General features: G+C 60.3%; 14 protein-coding genes. 13 read left to right on the top strand and 1 reads right to left on the bottom strand.

Translation table 11 applies throughout. The features are described from left to right. Positions 1-54: 54 nt before the first annotated feature. Together orn and Ga0074115_RS07030 are read left to right on the top strand one after the other, a co-directional pair. A complete protein-coding gene (orn, locus tag Ga0074115_RS07035; RefSeq protein WP_005961360.1) occupies positions 55-603 on the top strand; it encodes an oligoribonuclease in 549 nt (182 codons plus the stop codon). 270 nt (positions 604-873) lie between these two features. Next, positions 874-1965 carry a VanZ family protein gene (locus Ga0074115_RS07030; protein WP_060528359.1) on the top strand — a complete coding sequence of 364 codons (1092 nt, stop codon included), beginning with the start codon at positions 874-876 and terminating at the stop codon, positions 1963-1965. Here Ga0074115_RS07030 and queG read toward each other — a convergent pair. Continuing rightward, the gene (queG, locus tag Ga0074115_RS07025) at positions 1934-3025 is read right to left on the bottom strand and encodes a tRNA epoxyqueuosine(34) reductase QueG (protein ID WP_057956932.1); all 1092 of its coding nucleotides are present in this window, start codon (positions 3023-3025) and stop codon (positions 1934-1936) included. The two genes, Ga0074115_RS07030 and queG, sit on opposite strands and share 32 nt — an antisense overlap. 81 nt (positions 3026-3106) lie before the next feature. On the opposite strand from queG, the gene Ga0074115_RS07020 reads away from it, so the two are divergent. From Ga0074115_RS07020 to Ga0074115_RS06970, 11 genes are all read left to right on the top strand, one after another. Further along, on the top strand, positions 3107-4615 hold the full coding sequence (locus Ga0074115_RS07020) for an NAD(P)H-hydrate dehydratase (protein WP_198295052.1): 1509 nt from the start codon (positions 3107-3109) through the stop codon (positions 4613-4615). Continuing rightward, positions 4602-5063 (top strand): tRNA (adenosine(37)-N6)-threonylcarbamoyltransferase complex ATPase subunit type 1 TsaE, encoded by a 462-nt coding sequence (gene tsaE, locus Ga0074115_RS07015; protein WP_006475686.1) that lies wholly within the window; start codon positions 4602-4604, stop codon positions 5061-5063. The genes Ga0074115_RS07020 and tsaE overlap by 14 nt, the downstream gene beginning before the upstream one ends. A gap of 23 nt (positions 5064-5086) precedes the next feature. Further along, the gene (locus tag Ga0074115_RS07010; protein ID WP_060528358.1) at positions 5087-6481 is read left to right on the top strand and encodes an N-acetylmuramoyl-L-alanine amidase; all 1395 of its coding nucleotides are present in this window, start codon (positions 5087-5089) and stop codon (positions 6479-6481) included. Positions 6482-6583: 102 nt separating this feature from the next. Further along, on the top strand, positions 6584-8389 hold the full coding sequence (gene mutL, locus Ga0074115_RS07005) for a DNA mismatch repair endonuclease MutL (protein ID WP_057956248.1): 1806 nt from the start codon (positions 6584-6586) through the stop codon (positions 8387-8389). 2 nt (positions 8390-8391) lie between these two features. Continuing rightward, positions 8392-9342 (top strand): tRNA (adenosine(37)-N6)-dimethylallyltransferase MiaA, encoded by a 951-nt coding sequence (miaA, locus tag Ga0074115_RS07000; RefSeq protein WP_057956247.1) that lies wholly within the window; start codon positions 8392-8394, stop codon positions 9340-9342. A 151-nt stretch (positions 9343-9493) separates the two neighbouring features. Continuing rightward, the gene (hfq, locus tag Ga0074115_RS06995; RefSeq protein WP_005961352.1) at positions 9494-9760 is read left to right on the top strand and encodes an RNA chaperone Hfq; all 267 of its coding nucleotides are present in this window, start codon (positions 9494-9496) and stop codon (positions 9758-9760) included. 101 nt (positions 9761-9861) lie between these two features. Beyond that, a complete protein-coding gene (gene hflX, locus Ga0074115_RS06990; protein WP_057956246.1) occupies positions 9862-11145 on the top strand; it encodes a ribosome rescue GTPase HflX in 1284 nt (427 codons plus the stop codon). A 205-nt stretch (positions 11146-11350) separates the two neighbouring features. Next, positions 11351-12508 (top strand): FtsH protease activity modulator HflK, encoded by a 1158-nt coding sequence (gene hflK / locus Ga0074115_RS06985; protein ID WP_057956245.1) that lies wholly within the window; start codon positions 11351-11353, stop codon positions 12506-12508. Further along, on the top strand, positions 12508-13374 hold the full coding sequence (gene hflC, locus Ga0074115_RS06980; RefSeq protein WP_057956244.1) for a protease modulator HflC: 867 nt from the start codon (positions 12508-12510) through the stop codon (positions 13372-13374). The genes hflK and hflC overlap by 1 nt, the downstream gene beginning before the upstream one ends. A gap of 116 nt (positions 13375-13490) precedes the next feature. Beyond that, on the top strand, positions 13491-13844 hold the full coding sequence (locus Ga0074115_RS17165) for a DUF2065 domain-containing protein (protein WP_324616995.1): 354 nt from the start codon (positions 13491-13493) through the stop codon (positions 13842-13844). Between the two features lie 8 nt (positions 13845-13852). Continuing rightward, positions 13853-15034 carry an ATP phosphoribosyltransferase regulatory subunit gene (locus tag Ga0074115_RS06970; RefSeq protein ID WP_408642708.1) on the top strand — a complete coding sequence of 394 codons (1182 nt, stop codon included), beginning with the start codon at positions 13853-13855 and terminating at the stop codon, positions 15032-15034. Positions 15035-15042 lie beyond the last annotated feature (8 nt).

Genomic DNA, 15042 nt, shown 5'->3' with positions numbered 1-15042 from the left:
ATCCTGCTAGAATCCTTGGCCACTTTCATGCTTCTGACAACCCCGGAAAAATCGATGCTGCAAAACCCCAATAATCTGATCTGGATCGATCTGGAGATGACCGGCCTGGACACCCTCAATGACGAGATCATCGAGATCGCCACTATCGTCACCGATTCCGATCTGAATCTGTTGGCAGAGGGGCCGGTGATCGCGATTAGCCAGCCGCAGCCGCTGTTGGACGGCATGGATGAGTGGAACCAGCGCCAGCACGGTGGCTCTGGCCTGCTCAAGCGGGTGCGTGAGAGCAGCTACAACGAGGCGAAGGCCGAGGCGGAGACGATCGCCTTTCTGGAGCAGTATGTGCCGCCTGGGGTCTCGCCCATGTGCGGCAACAGCATCTGCCAGGATCGGCGATTCATGGCCCGCACCATGCCGAAGCTGGAGGCCTATTTCCACTACCGCAATCTGGATGTGAGTTCGCTGAAGGAGCTGGTCAATCGCTGGGCGCCGGCGGTGGCGGAGGGCTTCACCAAAAACGCGCAGCATCTGGCGCTGGAGGATATCAAAGACTCGATCGCCGAGCTGAGCCACTACCGTGAGAAGTTTTTGCGCCTGAGCTGAGTCGGGCTACGCTCGGCTAGATATAGGGCGGCTCATGGCCGCTGCCTGTAATAAATTGAAATCAAGGAAGATGTCGGGCGCAGCTCGACCTATACAGGTGCCGTGTTTAAATGCCGGGTTTATGCAAGTCAAAGAGGCGATTAGGCTGTCCTCCTGATGGAAAAACAGTCGATCAGTCTGAACTCAGTGTGATGCCCCTCGCGGAACGAGTTGGCTGTTTTCGCTAGCCTGCTGCCTTCTGCGTCATTCAACAGAGGATATCGGATATCCATGGCACCGGATGCCTCCCACCAGCCAGACCACTTCACCCGTTGGCAGTTCGTGGTACTGTTGCTGCTCTGTCTGCTGACCCTGTTCTTCTTCAGCAGATTCAGCGCCTTCCATGGCCTTGGCCCGCAACGCCTGCACAATCCCGATTTCCACAAAGGCCTGAACGGTTGGCAGCTGCAGAGAGGGTCCGGCAGCATTGGCACGCTCGGCCCACAGCTTACGATCAGCTCCAAGCGGGGTGATAGCAATCTCGGCATCAGTCAGTGCTTTTCTGCTGATGCTTTGCCACAGCAGCTCTGGCTCGAAGTGGAGATGCGTGTTGACCGGGTCATTCCGGGCAGGCTCGACTGGCACCATGCGCGCATCGATCTGATTGGCTACGATGCCAAGGGGCGGGGCATCTACGATGGTCATGGCTTTGCTGGTAGCAGTGGCAGCCACGACTGGCGCCAGCTGGAGGGGCTGTTTCAGCTGCCGCAGCAGGCAGAGCGGGTCTGTCTGGAGATCTATCTCTACCACAGCCGTGGCAGTTTTGAGGTACGTAATCTCTCGCTGCGCGAGGCCGAGGCGAACTGGTTTTATCCACCCTTGCGGGGTGTGTTGCTGCTGGCCTGGGTGGTGATCGGAGTTTGGTTGCTGCATTCGTTGTTGAGCTACCAGCGTGAGGAGGGGCTCGGCTGGTGGATCTGCGGGTTGTTGCTGGTCAGCCTGCTCGGCATCTTGATGCCGCAGGAGATCAAGCTCTGGCTGGAGCTGCAGATCGAAGGGGTTGCCCGCCTGTTTGGTCTGGCGCTGCAGGCCAGCTCAAGCCGTCATCTCAATCACATCAGTCTGCTGCCGGCGCAGTGGAGCATCGCCAAGCTGGGACATCTGCTGAGTTTTTTCCTGATCAGCTCCGCCCTGTTTGCGCGTGGGCGGTTTGCCCCCCTCAATCTGTTTGCTGTGCTGTTTCTGCTGGCGGTGGCTAGTGAACTGCTGCAGATGTTTGTGCCGGGGCGCAGCAGCAATCTGGCCGATGTCAGCGTCGATATGATTGGGGTGCTGCTGGGCTGGGCGCTGGTCAGTTCCCTGCGTCGTTTCTCTTTCCGCTGAGTTGTTGCTGCAGGGCCCATTCGAGATGCTCGCGCACCAGTGCTGAGGCGCTATCCATGCGCCCCTCGAGAGCAGCAACGATGGCCTCTTGCCTGGGAGCATTGCCGAGGGCGATGGCGAGGTTGCGCAGAAACGCGGCGTGGCCGATACGGCGGATCGCGGAACCCTCGGTAAGCTTCAGGAACCGCTCTTCATCCCAGCTGAACAGATCAAGCAGGATACGGCTGTCGAGGCGTTGGCGCGGCTGGAAATCGGGCTCTGTGCTGAGCTTAGCGAAGCGGTTCCAGGGGCAGGTTAGCTGGCAGTCGTCGCAGCCGTAGATGCGGTTGCCAATGGCGTGACGGAACTCCACTGGGATCGGCCCTTTCAGCTCGATGGTGAGATAGGAGATGCAGCGGCGGGCGTCGACCCGGTAGGGAGCGACGATGGCACGGGTCGGGCAGATATCGAGGCAGGCCCGGCAGGAGCCGCAGTGGTTTTTCACCGGCTGGTCGGGGGGCAGCGGCAGGTCAGTATAGAGTTCGCCGAGAAAGAACCAGGAGCCGGCCCGGCGGTTGATCAGGTTGCTGTGTTTGCCGACCCAGCCGAGCCCGGCCTTCTCCGCCAGGGGCTTCTCCAGTACCGGCGCGGAGTCGACAAACACCCGGTGGCCGAACGGGCCGATCTGCTCGCCGATGCGTTTGGCCAGTTGCTGAAGCCGTTTGCGCATCAGCTTGTGGTAGTCCCGCCCCAGGGCGTAGCGGGAGATGAAGGCGGTTGCGGGATCAGCCAGACGCTGCCAGCTCTGCGCCATCGGCTCCGGCAAATAGTTCATGCGCACGCAGATCACGCTGCGGGTGCCTGGCTCCAGCAGTTGCGGGCGGCTGCGCTTGAGCCCATGGCGGGCCATGTAGCCCATCTCGCCGTGAAAGCCTGCGTTGAGCCACCGCTGCAGATGCGTCTCGGCGCTCTCCAGGTTGCAATCGCTGATGCCAAGCTGCTGAAAACCCAGCTCCCGGCTCCACTGCCTGATCTGTTGGACCAGTTCAGCCTGCGTTTGATCGGATAGCACCTGTTTCATTCGTGCAACTATACCACTGGATTCTAATATAGACTTCGCGGTATGGTGCGCGACTGTTTTCCGGGGGTGTCGATGCGAGTTATGCCATATACAGAGGGGGTGCCAAACGCGCTCTATCGCGCTGAACAGGTGCGGGAGTTCGATCGGATTGCGATCGAGGAGTATGGCATCTCCGGCAGCGAACTGATGGAGCGGGCCGGCAGCCGGGCGTTTCAGCTGATTCGTGAGCTGTGGCCTGAGGTGGCGGATCTGAGCGTGGTCTGCGGCGCTGGTAACAACGGCGGCGATGGTTATGTAGTGGCGCGTCTGGCGTGCCAGGCCGGCCTTGCCTGCCGGGTCTTCTGGCTGGTTGATCCGGCACGGCTGCAGGGGGATGCACGGCGCATGGCCGATGCCTGGCACGCCAGCGGTGGCGAGAGCGAGCCGTTGCAGCAGTTGCCGCGGCAGACCGACCTGATCGTCGATGCGCTGCTCGGCACTGGGCTGGTGCGGCCGATCAGCGGTGAGTGGGCCGCGGCGGTGAGGCAGATCAATGCCCATCCGGCACCGGTGCTGGCGATCGACATCCCCTCCGGCTTGGATTCAGATACAGGGTGTATGCGCGGTACGGCGGTGCAGGCCGATGCCACGCTCAGCTTCATCGGGCTGAAACAGGGGATGTTCACGGCTGACGGGCCGGGCGTCTGCGGCAAGATTCGCTTCGATGCGCTGGAGCTACCGGCGCAGATCTATGCGCGTCAGATCCTGGCGGCGCGGCGGCTCGACTATCCCAAGATCGTCCAGCATCTGACACCGCGGCCGCGCACTGCTCACAAGGGTGATTTCGGGCGGCTGCTGGTGATCGGCGGCGACCAGGGTTACTCCGGAGCGGCGCGCATGGCCGCCGAGGCAGCGGCCCGTGGCGGCGCCGGCCTGGTGGCGGTGGCGACCCATCCGGCCCACGCGGCGACGCTGAATATTGGTCGACCCGAACTGATGTGTCACGGGGTGGCCGAACCTGACGAGCTCGAAGCGCTGCTCGAGTGGGCCGATCAGTTGGTGCTTGGGCCGGGGCTGGGCCAGGGCGAGTGGGGGCGGGCGATGTTCGCTGCCGCCTGTAGCGCCGGGCTGCCGATGGTGGTCGATGCAGATGCCCTGAACCTGCTGGCAGCGCAGCCGGAAAGACGTGCCAACTGGGTGTTGACGCCCCATCCCGGTGAGGCCGCCCGCCTGCTTGGCTCGGATGTCGGTTCGGTTCAGCGGGATCGTTTTCAGGCATTGCAGGATTTGTCGCAGCGCTATGGTGGTGTTGTCATACTGAAAGGTCCGGGCAGCCTGGTAGGAGATGATTCCTCCAGAAGACCGGGACTTTGCAGCGCCGGCAATCCGGGCCTGGCCAGCGGTGGCAGCGGCGATATCCTCAGCGGTCTGCTCGGGGCGCTGTTGGCGCAGGGGTTGGCGGCTCAAGATGCGGCGGAGACGGCTGTCTGTGTGCATGCGGCAGCGGCAGACCGAGCGGCAGAGGCGGGTGAGAGGGGCATGTTGGCTAGCGATCTGTTGCCGCATATCCGTCGGTTGTTGAACCCGGAGAGCGCCGATGTTGGAGCTTGAACTCACCAGCGAGCAGCAGCAGATGGCCTTTGGGGCGCAGCTTGCGGCGGCCTGCGAAGCCCCTTGCGTGATCTATCTAGAAGGTGATCTGGGTAGCGGAAAGACTACCCTGACGCGTGGTTTTATACGTGCCATGGGCCACCATGGGGCAGTGAAGAGCCCAACCTACACCCTGCTGGAACCCTATCCGCTGGGGCAGGTTGTCTGCTACCACCTGGATCTCTACCGGCTCGCGGCAGCGGATGAGTTGGAGTATCTGGGGCTGCGGGATCTGCTGGACGAGCGGGCAGTGATGCTGGTCGAGTGGCCGGAAAAAGGGCTGGGTGTGCTGCCGCCAGCAGATCTGCTGATCGAACTCAGCTATTGCGATGCAGGCAGGCGGATCCGTCTGCAGGGAAAAAGCGCCAAGGGTCGGATGCTTATCCAAAGGTTTAATGGAGTTGACTGAGGCTCGAGTATTAATGAAAGAAGTTGCTCTATCCATTGGATAAGATTGGAAAAATCGAGACCTCGTGCTATTTTTTGATTAAATGTCGTGAAGCAGGACTGCTGGGGATGAATAAATCCGTATTACTGTTCATAGCCATGCTCGTATGGAGCCTGTCGCTACATGCCGGACAGAGTGTGATCAAGAGTCTGCGCATCTGGTCGGCCCCCGATCATGTGCGTCTGGTGTTTGATACTGATTCGGTGCTGCAACACAATCTGTTTACTCTAGACAAACCACATCGCCTGGTGCTCGATCTCAAGAGCGCCAAACTGGGTGTCAAATTGCCCACCCCTGAAAACGATAGCTTTATCACGGGGCTGCGCTCCGCAACCAGGGGCAAGCAGGATGTTCGGGTGGTGCTCGATTTGAAGGGGGCGGTGAAACCCAAGAGTTTCCTGCTCAAGCCAAATCGCCAGTATGGCCACCGGCTGGTGGTTGACCTCTATGAGAAAGGCAAGTCGGCGGCGAAACGCTCGATCCCGGTCAAGGCTCTTGCGAATGCTGGGGAACGGGATGTGGTAATCGCTGTGGATGCCGGGCATGGTGGTGAGGATCCGGGTGCGCGAGGCAAACACGGCACCTATGAAAAAGATGTGGTGTTAGCGATTGCCCGCAAGCTGGTCAAGCAGATCAACCGGCGGAAAGGGATGCGCGGCGTACTGGTACGCAACGGAGACTACTATCTCGGTTTGCGCAAACGCATGAAGATTGCGCGTCGCCATCGGGCGGACCTGTTTATATCGATCCATGCCGACTCGTTCCGTGATTCCAAAGTTACCGGGGCGTCAGTCTATACCCTCTCGCGCAAAGGGGCATCCAGTGAAGCGGCGCGCTGGCTGGCGGAAAAAGAGAACAGTGCCGACCTGATTGGTGGCGTATCGTTGGATGACCGCGATGATACGCTCGCTTCGGTGCTTTTGGATCTCTCCCAGATCGGCACATTGCAGGCCAGTTCAGAGGCAGCCGATCGTGTACTGAAAAACCTCAAGCACCTTGGCAAAGTGCATAAACGTAAGGTGCAACAGGCTGGTTTTGTGGTGCTCAAGTCACCCGATATTCCGTCGATTCTGGTGGAGACAGCGTTTATCTCCAGTCCGAAGGAGGAGGGGCGTCTGAAAGATGCCGCTCACCAGAACAGGCTGGCCAAGGCTTTGGCGTCGGGTATCGACAATTATTTCCGTTTCCAGCCCCCGCCCGGCACCTGGCTGGCAGCGCATCACAACCGTGAGCCGACCCGGCATATCATCGGTCGTGGTGACACTCTGACCAAGATCGCCCGCCGATATCAGGTCAGCCTGAGCCGGTTGCGCAACTATAATTCGATTGAGGGTGACCGCATCCGGATCGGTCAGGTGCTTGAGATCCCCGGCAGCTAAACTGCTTTACTGCTTTTTTAGATTACCAGGATGGCTCCCCGTGGCAGAATGGCGGATTATCGATCCGAGTTTTGTCCGGGGAGCTGTTTGCTGTCATCCATCATGTCGATACATACCCTTCCGACCCAACTGATCAACCAGATCGCCGCCGGTGAGGTGGTGGAACGGCCCGCTTCGGTGGCCAAGGAGTTGATCGAGAACAGTCTGGATGCCGGCGCCACCCGTATCGAGATTGAGGTTGAACAGGGGGGGATCAAGCGGATTCAGGTGCGGGACAATGGTGTCGGCATCCACAAGGATGAGCTGACTTTGGCGCTGTCACGCCATGCCACCAGCAAGATCGCCAGCCTGGATGATCTCGAACAGATTCACAGCATGGGGTTTCGCGGTGAGGCCCTGCCCAGCATCAGTTCGGTCTCCCGGCTGAAGCTGGCCTCGCTGGCCAGCGGTGCGGCGCATGGCTGGGAGGTGAGCGGGGATGGCGGCGACAATCTGCAGGCGCCGGTGCCGGCAGCGTTGCCCCAGGGAACTCGGGTCGAGGTGGTTGACCTGTTTTTCAATACGCCGGCCCGGCGCAAGTTCCTGCGCACCGAAAAGACCGAGTTTGGCCATATCGAGACCCTGGTCAGGCGGCTGGCGCTGGCCCGTTTCGATGTCGCCTTCCATCTGCAACACAATCGCCGCCAGTTGCTGAGCCTGCCCGCCTGCCAGGATCGTCGTGATCAGGAGCGGCGTATCAGTGATGTGATGGGGGGCGAGTTCCTGAAGAATGCCCTGCATATCGAACATGAGGTGCTGTCGCTGCGCCTCTCCGGCTGGGTGGCCCGGCCGAGCTTCTCCCGCAGCCAGGCCGACATGCAGTTTTTCTACGTCAATAACCGCATGGTGAGAGACAAGCTGGTGACCCATGCGATCCGCCAAGCGTTTCAGGATGTGCTCTACCACGGTCGCCATCCAGCCTATGTGCTGTTCCTCGAGATCGATCCGAGCAAGGTCGACGTCAATGTACATCCGACTAAGCATGAGGTGCGGTTTCGTGAGGGTCGCCTGGTGCACGACTTTCTGTTTCGCGGTCTGCACCATGCCTTGTCGGAGACCCGTCCCGGTGGCGGCCAGCCATCCCCGGAGGAGATGCAGACACCACTCCCGGAGGCGCCCCGCGAGCCGGCTTTGGAACAGCAGCGCCTGACGATGGAGACGCCGTTGGCAGCAGCTGCCCCCGCCGCCTGGCGGGTGCAGGAACGCCCCAGCTCTTATCAGGCTAGCTTTCGCGCCCAGCAACCGGCGCAGAGTCCCGGGCCGGCAGCCGGCGAGAATGATACATCGCAGCCGCTCGGTTATGCCCTGGCCCAGGTGGGCGGCGTCTACATTCTTGCGGAGAACCAGCAGGGGCTGGTGTTGGTCGACATGCATGCCGCCCATGAGCGGATCACCTACGAGCGCTTCAAACGCAGCTATGCGGGGCAGGGTGTGACCGGCCAGCCGCTGTTGGTGCCGATCTCGCTCAACCTGAGCAGTCGTGAGGTTGATTTGGCCGAGGCCCACAGCGAGCTGCTACGTGAGGTGGGTATCGAACTTAGCCGGCTGGGCAAAGAGTCGCTGGCGGTGCGGGGCATTCCGGCCCTGCTGCAGGGTGCGGATGCGGAGCAGCTGGTGCGGGATGTGATTGCCGACCTGGTGGAGTTCGGTGAGAGCCGGCGGGTGCAGGAGGAGATCGACAAGATGTTGGCGACCATGGCATGTCATGGTTCGGTGCGGGCCAATCGCCGCCTGAACCGGGAGGAGATGAACAGTCTGCTGCGGGATATGGAGCGAACCGAACGGGCCGACCAGTGTAACCACGGTCGGCCGACCTGGGTGCAGCTGTCGATGAGTGAGCTCGACAAGCTCTTCATGCGGGGCCAATAGTGATGGATCAAGTGCTGCCGCCGGCGATCTTCCTGATGGGGCCAACTGCTTCGGGCAAGACCGAGCTGGCGGTGGAGCTGGTACAGCGGCTGCCGCTGGAGATCATTAGTGTCGACTCGGCGCTGGTCTACCGGGGCATGGATATAGGCACGGCCAAGCCTGATGCCGAGTTGCTGAAGCGGGCGCCGCATCGTCTGATCGATATTGTCGATCCGGTTGAGGCCTACTCCGCCGCTGCATTTCGCCAGGACGCCCTGCAGGCGATGGCCGAGATCACCGAGGCGGGCAATATCCCGCTGCTGGTGGGTGGCAGCATGCTCTATTTTCGTGCCCTCGAGCATGGCCTGGCAGAGCTACCTGCCGCCGACCCAGTGCTGCGTGTCCGCCTGGATGCAGAGATGCGCGTCCTGGGTATCCAAAAACTGCATCAACGTCTGCAGCAGCTGGATGCGGCGAGTGCAGCGAAGATCCACCCCAACGATCCGCAACGCGTGCTGCGTGCCCTGGAGGTGATCTCGATCACCGGTAGGCCGCTGAGTGAACTGCAGGCGGAGCGGCAGGCAGAGCCACTGCCTTTCCGTCTGCTGAAACTGGTCAGGGCGCCGCGTGAGCGGGCACAGCTGCATCAGCGTATCGCGCTGCGCTTTCAGCGCATGCTGGAGGCGGGCTTTGAGCAGGAGGTGGCCGGCCTAATCGGGTGCGGGGATCTGAGCCCGGAACTTCCGTCGATGCGCTCTGTCGGATATCGCCAGATGATCAAATATCTCCAGGGTGAGTACAGCCGGGAGGAGATGATCGAACGGGGCATCATCGCCACCCGGCAACTGGCCAAACGCCAGTTCACCTGGCTGCGGGCCGACAAAGAGCTTATATGGCTTGATGAAGAGGTGCCTGATTTGCTGGGGCAGGCTCGGGAACTGATCGTGAATTTCATCGATCACGGAGCTAACTGAGCCGATTACCTCGCTATTATTCCGGAGACAATTTGCCGACTGCCGTTGGTCTCTGTGCTACAATTCCGACAGTACTGGGGGGTGATTTCAATGAATTCACTCAAAATCGAGCGTCCCGGTTAAGTGAACAAAGACAATAAGGAGTACTTCAATGTCTAAAGGGCAGAGCTTACAAGACCCTTTTTTGAACGCGTTGCGAAAGGAGCGGATTCCGGTTTCGATCTTCCTCGTGAATGGAATCAAGCTTCAGGGGCAGATTGAATCTTTTGACCAGTTTGTTGTGTTGTTGAAGAACAGCGTAAGCCAGATGGTTTATAAACATGCAATCTCCACTGTGGTGCCGGCGCGCAATGTTCGCCTGCCACACAACGACACATCGGCGGATAGTGCTCCGGATTCTTCCGGCGGTAACTTCTGAACCGATCATTCATAGCCTGCGCGCCATTGGGTCGGGACATGTCTGTTCTGGCTTGGGCGCGAATTCCTTTATTTCCTCCCCCAACTCCTGCCAATCCTTAAATGTTTGAACGACCCAAATCGGGTGAACGGGCGATCCTGGTACATCTCGACCTCGGGCGTGTCAGCGACCCGGAAGAGATCGAGGAATTTTCCGATCTCGCTCTCTCCGCCGGTGCACAGTCGGTTGCGATGGTGGGGGGCAGCCGCTCCCATCCCGACCCACGGCTGTTTGTCGGACGTGGTAAGAGCGAGGAGATCCGCCAGCAGGTGGAGGCGGAAGCGGCCGAACTGGTGATCTTCAATCATACTCTGTCGCCGAGTCAGGAGCGCAATCTGGAGCGTGAGTTCAAGTGCCGGGTGATCGACCGCACCGGACTGATCCTCGATATCTTCGCCCAGCGCGCCCGCTCCTTCGAGGGCAAACTCCAAGTCGAACTGGCGCAGCTGCGCCATCTCTCCACCCGCCTGGTGCGGGGCTGGACACACTTGGAGCGACAGAAGGGCGGTATCGGCCTGCGCGGACCAGGCGAGACTCAACTCGAGACCGACCGCCGCCTGCTGAATCAGCGCATCGAACAGATCCGAAAACGGCTGGCGAAGGTCGAGATGCAGCGCGAGCAGGGGCGACGCAGCCGGGCCAAGGCGGATGTGCCGACGGTCTCTCTGGTCGGCTATACCAATGCAGGCAAATCGACCCTCTTCAACACCCTGGTGGGCTCCGGGGTCTACGCGGCAGATCAACTCTTTGCCACCCTTGATCCAACCCTGCGCCGGCTGCAGCTGAAAGGCGAAGGTGCGGTGGTGGTGGCCGATACCGTGGGATTTATCAGCAAACTGCCCCACGATCTGGTGGCAGCCTTTAAGTCGACTCTGCAGGAGACCACAGAGGCCTCCCTGCTGCTGCACGTGATTGATGTCGCCAGCCATCAGCGCGAACACTGCATCGCTGAAGTGAACGATGTGTTGCAACAGATCGGTGCCCATGAGATCGATCAGATCGAGGTCTACAACAAGATCGACCTGCAGGAAGGGGCCTCGTCGCGGCTCGAACGTGATGAGAATGGACGGATTCGCCGCGTCTGGCTCTCGGCAAGGAGCGGTGAGGGGGTAGGATTGCTGCGGCAGGCACTGACTGAGTTTTTTCGTAGAAACCATGTGCAAAAAGGGGTGCGCCTGCAGGCTGGAGATGGAAGACTGCGTTCACTGCTCTACAATTGTAGTGACGTGCTGGCCGACACTGGTTGCGATGATGGTGGCTGGGGGATGCAGGTCGACATGGCGGAGCTTGAGTTTGAACGGCTGCTAAAAGAGGTGCCTGAACTAAAGGGGCGCCTGATAGGCTGAAGATATTCCGTTCCCCTCCATCTAAGGGGCTGTTAGAATGCCAGCCCTTATTATTTACAGGCGGAGAGCCGGTGGCGTGAGGCCTTTGGCTCTCCAGTAGAAGTCGGGCTCTGGCTGATCATCCGGAATCGTGGTGGATGGCGTGCGAGTTTTGATACAAACAATTCTGGGTTGCGCCCGGATTTCAGCGTGTTGGGAGTGATAGATGGCCTGGAATGAACCGGGTGGCGGTAATCAAGACCCTTGGGGTGGCAAAGGCGGCGGTGACCAGGGTCCCCCCGACCTGGACGAGGTAGTGAAGAAGCTGCAGGCGAAGTTTGGCGGGATCTTTGGTGGCGGTAAATCCTCAGGTTCCGACCGCGCTGGCGGCGGCGCCAGCGGCGGGCCTGGTGCTGTCGGCGTCGGGCTGATCGCGCTGGTTGCCCTGGTGGTCTGGATCGGTTCCGGCATCTACATTGTCGAGCCAGCTGAGCGCGGCGTGGTGTTGCGCTTCGGCGCCTATGCTGAGACCACCCAGCCAGGTCCTCACTGGCATCTTCCGTTTCCCATCGAAAATGTCTACAAGGTCAATGTTGATCAGATCTCCTCGTTTCCCCACAAGGCACAGATGCTTACCCGGGATGAGAATATCGTCGATGTGCAGCTGACGGTGCAGTCTCGCATCCAGGATGCTGGGGACTATCTGTTCCAGGATCAGAATCCGGAGAAGACCCTGCGAGATGCGGTTGAGACCGCGGTGCGCGAGATTATCGGCAAAAGTAACCTCGACTTCATTCTCACCGAGGGCCGTGGCGCGATTTCCGATCGTATCAAGAGCGCCGCGCAAGATATGGTCAACGATTATAAGACCGGCCTAGAGATCACCAGTGTCAACATCGAAGCTGCGAAGCCGCCGGAGCAGGTCAAAGCGGCCTTCGATGACGCCATCAAGGCGCGTGAGGACAAGGAGCGTCAAGAGAACCAGGCCGAAGCCTATGCCAACGAGGTGGTGCCGAGGGCGCGTGGTGCGGCAGCCCGTCAGCTGTCGGATGCCCAGGCTTATCGCGAGCGGGTGATTGCCGAGGCGATCGGTGAAAGCAGCCGTTTCCTGGCCGTGCTTGGGGAGTATAAAAAGGCCCCGCAGGTCACCCGTGAACGTCTCTATATCGATGCGGTGGAGCAGATGTTGTCACAGACCAGCAAGGTTATGCTCGACAGTGAAGGGAGTAACAGCCTGATGTATCTGCCGCTCGACAAGATCATCCAGAGTGCTGGCGACGGGGCTGCTGCACCTCAGTACAAGCCTTACAAACCTGCCGCCACACAGGCGCCGCCGGCTAGGCGGGATGTCCGCGAAAACAGCCGTGGCAGGAGGGTCCGCTAGTGAAGAACATCAAGATACTGCTGCCCGCCGCCGCTGGCTTGGCGGTCCTGGTCTACGCCTTTACGTTCACTGTCAACCAGTGGGAGATGGCGCTCAAGCTGCGTCTGGGTGAGATCATCGACAGTGATTACGAGCCCGGCCTGCACTGGCGGGTGCCGATTCTCAACGACGTGAAGAAGTTCGATGGACGCATCCAGACCCTGGATGCGCGCCCCGAGCGCTTCCTCACCCTTGAGAAAAAGGACGTGATCGTCGACTCTTACGCCAAGTGGCGTATCGCCAACGTGGCACAATTCTATCGCTCCACCGGTGGTAGTGATGCCAAGACCGCGCGGTTACTGGCGGCGCGGATCAATACCAGTCTGCGCAATGAGTTTGGTAAACGCACCATCCAGGAGGTCATCTCCGGTGATCGCACCGAGATCATGTCCCTGCTGACCAAAGATGCCGACGCCAAGGCATCAGAATTGGGTGTCGAGGTAATCGATGTGCGGGTCAAGCAGATTGACCTACCGCCGGAGGTTTCCGAATCGGTTTACGGCCGTATGAGTGCCGAGCGTGAGCGGGTGGCGCGGGACCTGCGTGCCAAAGGCGCTGAGGCGGCGGAGCGGATCCGTGCCGACGCCGATCGCCAGCAAGTAGTCATTCAGGCCGACGCCTATAGAGAGTCGGAGAAGCTGCGAGGCGAGGGCGATGCCAAGGCGGCGCGGATCTACGCCAATGCCTATCAGACAGACGCTGAGTTCTATGCCTTCTATCGCAGCCTCAACGCCTATCGAAACAGCTTTAATAGCCGTGCTGATGTGATGGTGTTGCAACCTGACTCCGACTTCTTCCGCTATCTGAAGAGTCAAAAGGGGAAATAGACAAGCGTCGGACGCTTTGGGAAAATATGCAGCGGCCCGCCATCTGGCGGGCCTAACACAGACCGGGAGTTCCCGGTTTTTTTATGGGGCCACTGAATCAATCGGCATGAGCTGAATTGTGGGGCCGGATCATCCGCTGCAGGGTGGAAATCGCAGGTAATGGCCGCGCTATTGCCAGGATTTTGCCCCTAGGAAATGCCCTTTGGGTACAACGCAGCAGTGGTTGGTTTGGGAGCAAGGCAGCCGCGCGAGATCTGTTCAAAGGTTCCTCGATAAAAGGTGCGACTGTGGATTATTTGTGGCCGGCACTCGCGTTGCTGCTGGTGCTTGAAGGGCTCTGGCCCTCCCTCGCTCCCGCAAGCATGCGCCGGATGTTGTTAAGTATTGCGCAGATGGATGACCGCTCGCTGCGCATCAGCGGCCTGATCAGTATATTCAGTGGTCTGGCCCTCTCTTTCTTCGTGATATGAGCGATCCAATGCAAAACGAAAGCTGGATACTGCCTGACGGCATCGAAGAGGTGCTTCCGCCGGAAGCGGCGCTGGTTGAACGGCGGCGCAGGCAACTGCTGGACCTGTTTGCCAGCTGGGGTTACGACTACGTGATCCCGCCGTTTGTGGAGTTTCTCGATGCTCTGCTCACCGGAACCGGCAGTGACCTCGATCTGCAGACCTTTAAGCTGACCGACCAGCTGAGCGGCCGCACTCTGGGTATCCGTGCCGACATCACCCCCCAGGCGGCGCGCATGGATGCCCACAACATCGGTCGCGATGAACCGACCCGCCTCTGCTATCTCGGCAGCGTGCTGCATACCCGCTCCGACGGTTTTGCCGGCAGCCGCAGTCCGCTGCAGATCGGCGCCGAACTCTATGGCCACGCCGGGGTGGAGAGCGACGTCGAGATTCTGCGTCTGATGATGCAGACCCTCGAGCTGACCGGCCTCGAAGAGGTCTATCTCGACCTGGGGCATGTGGGGATCTACCGTGGATTGGCACAACAGGCTGGGCTGAGCGAGAGCCAGGAGCGGGCACTGTTTGACGCTCTGCAGCGCAAGGCGCTGCCCGAGGTGGCGGAATTGCTGGCTGATTTCCAGGTGGATGCAGAAGTCGCTGCGATGCTCGCGGCGCTCGGCGAACTGAATGGCGATGTTACCCTCCTGAGTCGCGCCCGGCACCTGCTCAAAGCTGCCGACCAGTCGGTGCAGCAGGCGCTCGACTATCTACAGCGCATGGCCGATCAGATCGCCATCTGGCTGCCGCAACTGCCGATCCATTTCGATTTGGCGGAACTGCGCGGCTACCACTTCCACACTGGGGTGGTATTCGCCGCCTTCGTGCCTGGTAGTGGCAGGGAGATAGCTCGCGGCGGTCGCTACGACCAGATCGGCAAGGTGTTTGGTCGAGCGCGCCCGGCCACCGGCTTCTCCACCGACCTGAAGACCCTGATCCGCCTGGGCAACTCTGCAGATGTGCCACAGCCGGAGGCGGTCTTTGCCCCCTGGTCTGATGATCCGGCGCTAGCGGCCGAGGTAGAGCGGCTGCGTGTCGCAGGGCAGCGGGTGATCAGCGGTCTGCCGGGACAACAGGGTGGTGCGCAAGAGATGGGCTGCATCCAAGAGTTGCGGCTCAGTGACGGTCAGTGGCGGCTGGTTAGACTCTAGGCTGGTCC

The organism is endosymbiont of Ridgeia piscesae, assembly GCF_001443665.1.
GTDB lineage: Bacteria > Pseudomonadota > Gammaproteobacteria > Chromatiales > Chromatiaceae > Endoriftia > Endoriftia persephonae.
The sequence above is the reverse complement of the archived record's forward strand: the minus strand, read 5'-3'. Positions and strand labels throughout refer to the sequence as shown.

Bases quoted from the DNA above. Each gene is read 5' to 3' on its own strand.
- hflK (WP_057956245.1), top strand. From the start codon at position 11,351: ATGGCCTGGAATGAACCGGGTGGCGGTAATCAAGACCCTTGGGGTGGC.
- mutL (WP_057956248.1), top strand. From the start codon at position 6,584: ATGTCGATACATACCCTTCCGACCCAACTGATCAACCAGATCGCCGCC.
- Ga0074115_RS07030 (WP_060528359.1), top strand. From the start codon at position 874: ATGGCACCGGATGCCTCCCACCAGCCAGACCACTTCACCCGTTGGCAG.
- miaA (WP_057956247.1), top strand. From the start codon at position 8,392: ATGGATCAAGTGCTGCCGCCGGCGATCTTCCTGATGGGGCCAACTGCT.
- queG (WP_057956932.1), bottom strand. From the start codon at position 3,025: ATGAAACAGGTGCTATCCGATCAAACGCAGGCTGAACTGGTCCAACAG.
- hfq (WP_005961352.1), top strand. From the start codon at position 9,494: ATGTCTAAAGGGCAGAGCTTACAAGACCCTTTTTTGAACGCGTTGCGA.
- hflX (WP_057956246.1), top strand. From the start codon at position 9,862: ATGTTTGAACGACCCAAATCGGGTGAACGGGCGATCCTGGTACATCTC.
- Ga0074115_RS07020 (WP_198295052.1), top strand. From the start codon at position 3,107: ATGCCATATACAGAGGGGGTGCCAAACGCGCTCTATCGCGCTGAACAG.
- Ga0074115_RS06970 (WP_408642708.1), top strand. From the start codon at position 13,853: ATGCAAAACGAAAGCTGGATACTGCCTGACGGCATCGAAGAGGTGCTT.
- tsaE (WP_006475686.1), top strand. From the start codon at position 4,602: ATGTTGGAGCTTGAACTCACCAGCGAGCAGCAGCAGATGGCCTTTGGG.
- orn (WP_005961360.1), top strand. From the start codon at position 55: ATGCTGCAAAACCCCAATAATCTGATCTGGATCGATCTGGAGATGACC.